This is a genomic window from Thermostichus sp. OS-CIW-20 (genome assembly GCF_054061455.1).
The window spans coordinates 62,732-71,239 of record NZ_JBSSEF010000010.1 but is presented as its reverse complement, the minus strand read 5'-3'; the positions used below and the strand labels follow the sequence as shown (position 1 = coordinate 71,239).

Here is an 8,508-nt window from a genome sequence, read left to right as displayed (position 1 = left end):
GTGAGACTCAGGGGCATTGAACCCCTTCGTCTCACCGCCTATCCCCCATCCCGCCAAGCTGCGCTGTGGCGGGAGTACCCCGGAGGTTCTGATGGCTGGTGGATGTGGGCTATGGAGATGCCTTTCGGGAGCCGTTGCGGCTGGGGGATCCCGGCATCCAAGCCCAGGCGGAAGGGCGCTACCGCCTCATCCCCTGGCCCGCAGCTCCCGCACGCTACTGGCGGGTTCAACAGGAACGACCGGATCGCACCTGGAAAACCCTCCTCCTGCTGGATCGGATCCCGCGTCAACTGCAGGAGTTCGAGCCCATGTGCCGCTTCCACCAAACGTCGCCGGCATCCAGGTTGACCCGCCTGCGCCTGTGCAGCCTGGCCACCCCCAGCGGACGGATCACCCTCACCGCCTCCGCCAATGGCTCCGTTTTTAAATGGATCGAAACTACCCCAGAAGGCCGCCGGGAACGCCTGCTCAAGGACGAGAAAGAATACGAACACCTGCTCGCTTGCGCCTTCGGGATCCGCCTTCCCACAACCTCTTCTGCCCCTGAGAGAAAGATGGCAAGACCTACAGCCGCTCCGACAGAAGCCCGCCAGCTCTCTTCCAAACCCGATCCAAAACCCTATCCAGCAGTGCCAGAATAAGATGTCAAAATAAAGAACACTGTCTCGTTGTCCGACAAAGATTATGGATGCTGCGGCGGTTTCCACATTTGATGGCCAAGCCCTGGATCACGTGCTCATTTTCGACACCACCCTGCGCGACGGGGAGCAGTGCCCCGGCGCCACCCTCAACACCGAAGAAAAGCTGGCCATCGCCCGGCAACTGGCCCGGCTGGGGGTCGATATCATTGAAGCTGGGTTTGCCTATGCCAGCCCCGGGGACTTCGAGGCGGTGCAGAAGGTGGCCGAACAGGTGGGCACCCCCGATGGCCCTGTGATTTGCAGCCTGGCCCGCGCCCTCAAGGCCGACATCGAAGCGGCAGCCGAAGCCCTCAAGCCCGCCGCCAAGCCCCGCATCCACACCTTTATCTCCACCTCCGACATTCACCTCAAGTACCAGTTGCGCAAGACCCGCGCCGAAGTGCTGCAAATTGCCGAGGAGATGGTGGCCTACGCCAAGTCCTTCGTGGACGATGTGGAGTTCTCCATGATGGACGCCACCCGTTCCGATCCGGAGTTTCTCTACCAGGTGATCGAGGCAGCCATTCGGGCGGGAGCCAAAACCATCAACATCCCCGACACCGTCGGCTACAGCATGCCGGAAGAATTCGGCCAACTGATCAAGGGCATCCGCGAGAATGTGCCCAACATCAAGCAGGCCATCATCTCCGTCCACGGCCACGACGACCTGGGGGTCTCGGTGGCCAACTTTCTGGAGGCCATCAAGCAGGGGGCGCGGCAAGTGGAAGTGACCATCAACGGCATCGGCGAGCGGGCCGGCAACGCGGCGCTGGAAGAGTTGGTGATGGCCCTGCATGTGCGCCGCAGCTACTTCAACCCCTACTTTGGCCTGCCGGTCGACTCGGAAAAACCCCTCACCCACATCAAAACCCAGGAGATCTACCGCACCTCCCGCCTAGTCTCCAACCTCACCGGCATGTTGGTTCAGCCCAACAAGGCCATTGTTGGTGCCAACGCCTTTGCCCACGAATCGGGCATCCACCAGGACGGCATGCTCAAGAACCGCCAGACCTACGAGATTATGGACGCTCAGACCATCGGCCTGCAATCGAGCACGCTGGTGCTGGGCAAACACTCGGGCCGCAACGCCTTCCGTACCCGCCTCCGGGAGTTGGGCTTCGAGCTCTCAGAGCAGGATCTGAACAAAGCCTTCCTGCGCTTCAAAGAGCTGGCAGACAAGAAGAAGGAGATCACCGACCTGGATCTGGAGGCAATCGTCAACGATGAGACCCGCCCCGTGCCCGATCTCTACCGTCTGGAGCACGTGCAAGTGGTGTGCGGCAACCACGAGACCCCCACGGCCACGGTGCGCCTGATCACCCCTGAGGGCGAAGAGCGGGTGGACGCCGCCGTGGGCACAGGCCCGGTGGACGCGGTGTACAAAGCCATCAACCGCATCGTCAACATCCCCAACAAGTTGATCGAGTTTTCCGTCCAGTCGGTTACCGCCGGCATCGACGCCATGGGGGAAGTCACCATCCGCCTGCGCCACGAGGATCGCGTCTTCTCTGGCCACGCCGCGAATACGGACATCATCGTCGCCTCGGCCCAAGCCTACATGAACGCCCTCAATAAGCTTTACGCCGCTCTGCACGCAGCCCGCTCGACGGCTGAGCAACGGCAGGCCGCCACCCAGAAGATCTGATGGGCTACCGACAGGAGCGCCCCTCTAGGACCCGGCCGCAGGGATCCCTTCCGCAAACACCCGCCTGATTACTTCCTCAATCGGCGGGTCTGTTACCGTCAAGTCCAGCACCTCCAGATCTGCCAGGAGCTGGGCAACCGTTTGGGTGAGGTGTTCCCGCCGCACCCACAGCCGCACCTCACAGCCGCTGCCGGGATCCCCCTCGCTGCGCAGCTCTCCATAGACTTGCAATTGGGCGAGGGGGCAGGGGCGGGCCAATTCCAGCTTCACCTCGCGATAGGGGGCAAAGCGCTGCCGCAGCTCCTCGAGGCCGCCATCGTAAATGAGTTGCCCGGCGCTGATCACCAGCACCCGTTCACAGAGCGCCGTAATGTCGGCCATGTAGTGGCTGGTCAACAAGACTGTCGCCCCGTAGCGGCGGTTGTAATCCCGCAGAAATTGCCGCACGGCGGCCTGAGCGTTGACATCCAACCCCAAGGTCGGCTCATCCAAGAACAAGATCTGCGGCCGGTGGATCAGGGCCGCCAGCAGTTCCGCCTTCATCCGCTCCCCCAGAGAAAGCTTGCGCACCGGCTGCTTCAGCTTGCCCTGCAGGTCGAGGAGCTCCGCCAACTCCCCCACCCGCTCCCGAAACTCCTTTTCCGGGATCTCATAAACGGCGGCGTTAATCCGCAGGGAGTCCATTGCTGGCAGATCCCAGATAAGCTGTTGCTTCTGCCCCATCACCAGGGTAATCTGCTGCAGAAAAGCCCGCTCCCGCCGGTAGGGCACATGGCCGACCACCTGCAGCGTGCCCCCGGAAGGATAGATGAGACCCGCCAGCATTTTGAGGGTAGTGGTCTTGCCTGCCCCGTTCGGCCCCAAAAAACCCACCACCTCCCCCGGCTGAATCTGGAAGCTCATCGATTGCACCGCTGGGATGTAGTGATAGGTACGGCGAAAAAAGTGGCGCAATGTACCGATCACTCCCGCTTCCTTAATGGCTACCGGGTAAACCTTGCTCAGGTCGCGGGCAACGATGATCGGCTCAGGTCGGATTGGCACGTCAGACAACATAGCTCCTCACCCCCCCTAAAAAATCAGATCCGCTAGCCCAACTTCAAGGGCAAGCCTCCTGAGGCTGGGCATGTCGGATCTGGCTGGGGGTATTCTCAGGATCGGAGGAGAAACAGCGAACAGGCAGGGGAACTACAGCAGTCCTACGTCTATCCCAGGCTTGCCGGCGACCAGCTCCACCTTCAGGATGCGGCCACCCGACTTTTGGATACGCTGCTGCTCCCGAAACCAGTTGTCGTAGGGCACCAGCTTCGTGAAGTAGGTATTTTGCAGCTCCCGCTGGGTGCGAATGCGGGTTTGGCTGGGCACACAGGCCGTGATCTTAAACATGCGCATGATAAAGGATCCCTGCTGACAGCAAAATGAACTGGCTTGACCAACAAAACAGGCGACTCACCTCAGAAAGCTCGCGTACCCCAGTTAGCACACCAGATCCCTGCGGCAAATCGCCTGTCATGCTCGCTAGACAATGAACCTTAGCTCAGGCCGGAGCAGATGTAGTCGAAGTACACACCCATTTCCTTGCCAGCTTCAGGCCCCACCAGGGCGGCGGTCACTTCTTTCATGGCTTGGATGGCCTGAATGGTGGCTCCAATCGGCACCCCCAGCGAATTGTAGGTCTCCTTGAGCCCGTTCAACACCCGCTCGTCGAGGATGGAGGGATCCCCGGCCAGCATGGCGTAGGTGGCGTAGCGCAGGTAGTAGTCCATGTCGCGGATGCAAGCAGCATAGCGACGGGTGGTGTACATGTTGCCACCGGGACGGGTGAGATCGGAGTAGAGCAACGCCTTGGCCGCCGCATCTTTGACAATGGTGGAGGCGTTGGCCGCGATGGTAGCAGCTGCCCGCACCCGCAGCTCGCCCGTGGCGAAGAAAGCCTTTAACTTCTCCATGGCCGAGCTGTCGAGATACTTGCCCTGGACGTCGTAGCTATTGATCACAGCGGTAATTGCGTCTTGCATGATGAGCTTCCTAAATCTCTAATGAACGTTAAACAGTTGCGCGGTCAGAACAATGAGGGATTAACTCATTGCCCCCACCACAAAGTCAAAGTAGTAGCCGGCCTCAGCCGCGTCCTCAGGAGACAACAGACCCATGGCCACCTGCTTCATTTGGCGGATGCTCTCGGCCACCGCCGGAATAGGCGTGCCCAAAGAGTTGTACATCTCCCGCACCCCCACCAAGCCGATCTCCTCGATCGGGGTGACATCGCCAGCAACGATCCCATAGGTGATGAGGCGCAGGTAGTAGTCCATATCCCGCAGGCAAGTTGCCGTCATCTCCTCTCCGTAAGCATTGCCACCTGGGGAGACGATGTCAGGACGCTTCTGGAAGAGTTGATCGGCAGCTTGCTTGACGATGCGCTCACGAGACTCGGTCAAGACTTGAGCGATGCGCAGCCGCTTCTCGCCGGAGGTAACAAAGGACTTGATCCGATCCAGCTCCCCCGGGCTGAGGTAGCGGGCCTCTGCATCCGCATTCACAATCGATTTCGTGACAACACTCATGGACATCCATCCTCAAGTCAATTTTTTAAAGAGTATGGCGAGCATACCCGCAAGCTATTTTCCGACATGCTTGCCGTCTGCCATCTCAGATCTTCACACTTCTTAAAATGTCTCCCAGGAAAGGAGCACTCCCTTCCCGCCAAGGGGGAGGTTGGTTAAGCGTAAAACAGCCCCCGATGGTCTGGCCGGAGTAGCCCCAGGCAGCCGCAGATTGACCAACCCCTGCTCAGCTTTTCGGAGTGGTCAACAGCTTGAGGATGGGCAGTGTGGCAAGGGATGGCGGTCGGCGCTGGGGAGTTAAGTTTTGCTTTTCAGGTGTCGCTAGGGCAGATAGGGCTGAAAGTCCTGAGTGACCGTCAGGGTCAAGTTGGCGTTGGGATCGATCACCGCCACCTCTGGCGCCGTCACATTGCCGATTACAGCCCCCGCTGCCGCTCCGCCCAGCACCTTCTCCGTCGAGATCACCCGGTCGCCAAACAGGCCGCCCAAGATCGCCCCTGCCGCCGCCCCGATCAGGGCATCCTGCACAACTGCCTCTGCAGAAGTGTGGCGGGGATCCTTGCGCAGCGGGATCACCTGGCTTTGGGCGTAGAGAGGATAGGATTGGCCGTTGAAAATCAAAGCTCGCGAGACAAACTGGGTGCCGCCGCTTACCGGTTGGAATTGGCCTTCTAGGATGGCTCCCGCCGGGACGACCATGTTGCCGTAGATGTCCCGCAGAGGGGTATCCAGGCTGAGGCTGACGGCGCGGGTTTCCCCAGGGGCAATCAAGAGGGTTTCTGGGGAGCGATGAACTGCCTGGATCAGATCCCCAGAGCGCAATAGCAACGTGGTTTGCAGTTGAAAGGGCTGGCCAGGTTGCAGGGGTTGAGGGCCAGGGGGAAGGGGGCGAGGATTCACAGGACGCCATCCCTCACCGGCAGGCGGTGGTGGCAAGGGCCCCATTTGGGCCAAAACTGGGGCGGCCATCTGCGCTGAGAGCAATCCGCCAAGCAGAGGAGCCAACAGGCGGCTGGCTGGGTTGGTCATGGTCTTACCCCCATTCATCATTCCTACGCTAGCTGCAAACCGGACAAAACCGGGAGCCTTTCGGGCCTTACCTATCTTTTACCTATCTTGATCAAAGCCAACTGAATGGAAATGGGCTACCTCAGGTGAGCAGATTCCGCTGCTCTTCGCTCCAGACAGAAGTACGGAAAAACGCTAGGGTTGCCCACTCTGGGATCCCTGCTGTCCATGTTAGATTAGGCTCTAGGTTTCTTCCCCTGCGTGGGGCCGAAGTCTTTCACCAATCCCAACCCTCTTCTTGTAGCCATGAAGCGCAGCACATCCATGCCGGGCCAGCCCTCTCCCGGGTCAGAAGCTTCCGCCCAACCTGCTCAATCCTCTTTCCAGCCTTTTGCCATCTCCACTTGGAAGTCTCTTCTCTCGTCAGTGCTGCTGGTGCTCTTGGGCATTGGGCTGGGAGCGGCTCTGGTGGGAGGCAAGGGGGTATCTGCCCAAACGACGGCAACCCCGCCCCAACTGAACCTGAATTTTATTGCCGAGGTGGCGCAAAGGGTGGGGCCGGCGGTGGTGCGCATCGATTCCGAGCGGACGGTGAGCGTCCCGGGCGCCTTCCCAGAGGAGTTTTTCAGCGATCCCTTTTTCCGGGACTTCTTTGGCCAGGTGATCCCCCCCATTCCGCGGCAGCGACGACAGCAGGGCACCGGCTCCGGCTTCATCATCAGCCCGGATGGCCAGATCATCACCAATGCCCACGTGGTCGAGGGATCCGACAAGGTGACGGTGACGCTCAAGGATACCCGCAGCTTTGACGGCAAGGTAATCGGCACCGATCCGGTGACGGATATCGCCGTGGTGAAGATCGAGGCCCAGAACCTGCCGACGGTGAAGCTGGGTCGCTCCGAGCTCCTCGAGCCGGGCCAGTGGGCCATCGCCATCGGCAACCCGCTGGGGCTGGACAACACCGTAACCGCCGGGATCATCAGCGCTTTGGGCCGCTCCAGCGGCGAGATCCGCGTGCCCGACAAGCGGGTGTCCTTTATCCAGACGGATGCGGCCATCAACCCCGGCAACTCCGGCGGCCCCCTGCTCAACGCCCAAGGGGAGGTGATCGGGGTCAACACGGCCATCATCCAAGGGGCGCAGGGGCTGGGCTTTGCCATTCCCATCGAGACGGCCCAGCGGGTGGCCAACCAGTTGATCGCCCGCGGCAAGGTGGATCACCCCTACCTGGGCATTCGTATGCTCACCCTCACCCCCGACCTGAAGGAGCGCCTCAACCAGGATCCCAACAGCCGCATCTTCGTGACGGTGGATCAGGGGGTGCTCATCGGCGAGGTGATCCAGGGATCCCCGGCAGAGCGGGCGGGCCTGCGCGCCGGAGACATCATTCTCGCCATCAATGGTCGCGCCGTCACCACCGCCGACCAAGTACAACAAGAGGTAGAGCGCACCGAGGTGGGCAGCACCCTGGAGCTGGAGATCGAGCGAGCTGGGCGGCGGCAGAAGATCCGGGCCGTTACCGGCTCCTTCCCGGCCTCCGGCAGAAGCTAAGGGGATATTGCTGGGGGTGAGGGTTGGCAGTTCCAGCTCAGGGAAATTAATGGTTTAATGGTGGCCTAACAGTCGAAACTTCCTGGCCCAGGCCGGAACGCTCTCGGCGGGGCCGCTTGTCTTGAGTTGGGGATCCCTTCTCACCTTGCCTATGCTGAAAACCACCCGTCGCCTGGCTCTGCTGGCCCTGTCGGGGCTGGCAGCCCTTGTTCTCGCCCCTCAAGCGGGCTTTGGCAAGCCGATTGTCGTTGGCTCTAAGGACTTCACCGAGCAGTTTATCTTGGGGGAAATGTACGCCTTGGCCCTGGAGGCGGCGGGGTTGGCGGTGGAGCGCAAGCTCAACTTGGGGGGAACGCCGGTGGCCCATGCCGGCCTGTTGAGCGGCGAGATCGATCTCTACCCGGAGTACACCGGCACCGGTCTGCTGACGGTGCTCAAGCTGCCCACCAGCAGCGACCCGGCCCAGGTATACGCGACGGTGGCCCGCGAGTACGAGCGTCAGTTCCAACTGATTTGGCTGGATCCGGCCCCCATGAACAACACCCAGGCCCTGGCCATGACCCGCGCCAGAGCGGCAGAGTTGGGCATCGCTACCATCTCAGACATGGTGGCCAGAGCGAGCGAGCTGGTGATGATCGGGCCGCCGGAGTTCCAGGCCCGCGAAGATGGCCTGCCGGGGCTGCAAGCAGTCTACGGCAACTTTCGCCTCAAGGCCTACAAGGCGGTGGATCCCGGCCTGCGCTACCAGGGCTTGGTCAATGGGGAGGCGGATGTGGCGGTGGCCTTTGGCACCGATGGGGAAATTGCCGCCTTTGACCTGGTGGTGCTCAAGGACGACAAGCAGCTTTTCCCCCCTTACCAGGTGGCGCCGGTAGTGCGCAAAGATACCCTGGAAGCCAACCCCGGCATCGCCACCGCTTTGAACGCCCTTTCCCCCCTGTTGACGGACGAGGTGATGCAGCGGCTGAACTACGAGGTAAGCGGCAAGCGCAGGGAGCCGGCAGAGGTGGCGAGAGCCTTCTTGGTGGAGGCCGGCATCTTGAAAGAGTAGCCCGTTGCA

9 protein-coding genes are annotated in these 8,508 nt (G+C 61.1%); 4 read left to right on the top strand and 5 right to left on the bottom strand.

What is annotated here, in order from left to right:
* Window positions 1-98 precede the first annotated feature (98 nt).
* Window positions 99-641 (top strand): arylamine N-acetyltransferase, encoded by a 543-nt coding sequence (locus tag ACVWXC_RS05965; protein ID WP_457391586.1) that lies wholly within the window; start codon window positions 99-101, stop codon window positions 639-641.
* Window positions 642-684: 43 nt separating this feature from the next.
* Entirely contained in the window at window positions 685-2,325 is a 1,641-nt protein-coding gene (locus ACVWXC_RS05960; RefSeq protein WP_011431034.1) for a 2-isopropylmalate synthase, read from the top strand.
* Window positions 2,326-2,349: 24 nt separating this feature from the next.
* Here the strand turns inward: ACVWXC_RS05960 and ACVWXC_RS05955 are convergent, their stop codons facing one another.
* From ACVWXC_RS05955 to ACVWXC_RS05935, 5 genes are all read right to left on the bottom strand, one after another.
* Complete coding sequence (locus ACVWXC_RS05955) at window positions 2,350-3,381, bottom strand: ABC transporter ATP-binding protein (protein ID WP_011431035.1); 1,032 nt, start codon at window positions 3,379-3,381, stop codon at window positions 2,350-2,352.
* Window positions 3,382-3,513: 132 nt separating this feature from the next.
* A complete protein-coding gene (locus ACVWXC_RS05950; RefSeq protein ID WP_011431036.1) occupies window positions 3,514-3,717 on the bottom strand; it encodes a phycobilisome linker polypeptide in 204 nt (67 codons plus the stop codon).
* 140 nt (window positions 3,718-3,857) lie between these two features.
* On the bottom strand, window positions 3,858-4,343 hold the full coding sequence (apcB, locus tag ACVWXC_RS05945) for an allophycocyanin subunit beta (RefSeq protein ID WP_011431037.1): 486 nt from the start codon (window positions 4,341-4,343) through the stop codon (window positions 3,858-3,860).
* A 60-nt stretch (window positions 4,344-4,403) separates the two neighbouring features.
* Window positions 4,404-4,889 (bottom strand): allophycocyanin subunit alpha, encoded by a 486-nt coding sequence (apcA, locus tag ACVWXC_RS05940; RefSeq protein ID WP_011431038.1) that lies wholly within the window; start codon window positions 4,887-4,889, stop codon window positions 4,404-4,406.
* Between the two features lie 321 nt (window positions 4,890-5,210).
* Complete coding sequence (locus ACVWXC_RS05935) at window positions 5,211-5,918, bottom strand: hypothetical protein (protein ID WP_457391590.1); 708 nt, start codon at window positions 5,916-5,918, stop codon at window positions 5,211-5,213.
* 285 nt (window positions 5,919-6,203) lie between these two features.
* On the opposite strand from ACVWXC_RS05935, the gene ACVWXC_RS05930 reads away from it, so the two are divergent.
* Entirely contained in the window at window positions 6,204-7,448 is a 1,245-nt protein-coding gene (locus tag ACVWXC_RS05930) for an HhoA/HhoB/HtrA family serine endopeptidase (RefSeq protein WP_414390874.1), read from the top strand.
* A 151-nt stretch (window positions 7,449-7,599) separates the two neighbouring features.
* Window positions 7,600-8,499 carry a glycine betaine ABC transporter substrate-binding protein gene (locus ACVWXC_RS05925; protein ID WP_011431041.1) on the top strand — a complete coding sequence of 300 codons (900 nt, stop codon included), beginning with the start codon at window positions 7,600-7,602 and terminating at the stop codon, window positions 8,497-8,499.
* The last annotated feature ends 9 nt before the right edge of the window (window positions 8,500-8,508 follow it).

Coding starts and splice junctions, on each gene's coding strand:
- ACVWXC_RS05960 (WP_011431034.1), top strand. CDS start 685: ATGGATGCTGCGGCGGTTTCCACATTTGATGGCCAAGCCCTGGATCAC.
- ACVWXC_RS05955 (WP_011431035.1), bottom strand. CDS start 3,381: ATGTTGTCTGACGTGCCAATCCGACCTGAGCCGATCATCGTTGCCCGC.
- ACVWXC_RS05950 (WP_011431036.1), bottom strand. CDS start 3,717: ATGCGCATGTTTAAGATCACGGCCTGTGTGCCCAGCCAAACCCGCATT.
- apcB (WP_011431037.1), bottom strand. CDS start 4,343: ATGCAAGACGCAATTACCGCTGTGATCAATAGCTACGACGTCCAGGGC.
- apcA (WP_011431038.1), bottom strand. CDS start 4,889: ATGAGTGTTGTCACGAAATCGATTGTGAATGCGGATGCAGAGGCCCGC.
- ACVWXC_RS05935 (WP_457391590.1), bottom strand. CDS start 5,918: ATGACCAACCCAGCCAGCCGCCTGTTGGCTCCTCTGCTTGGCGGATTG.
- ACVWXC_RS05930 (WP_414390874.1), top strand. CDS start 6,204: ATGAAGCGCAGCACATCCATGCCGGGCCAGCCCTCTCCCGGGTCAGAA.
- ACVWXC_RS05925 (WP_011431041.1), top strand. CDS start 7,600: ATGCTGAAAACCACCCGTCGCCTGGCTCTGCTGGCCCTGTCGGGGCTG.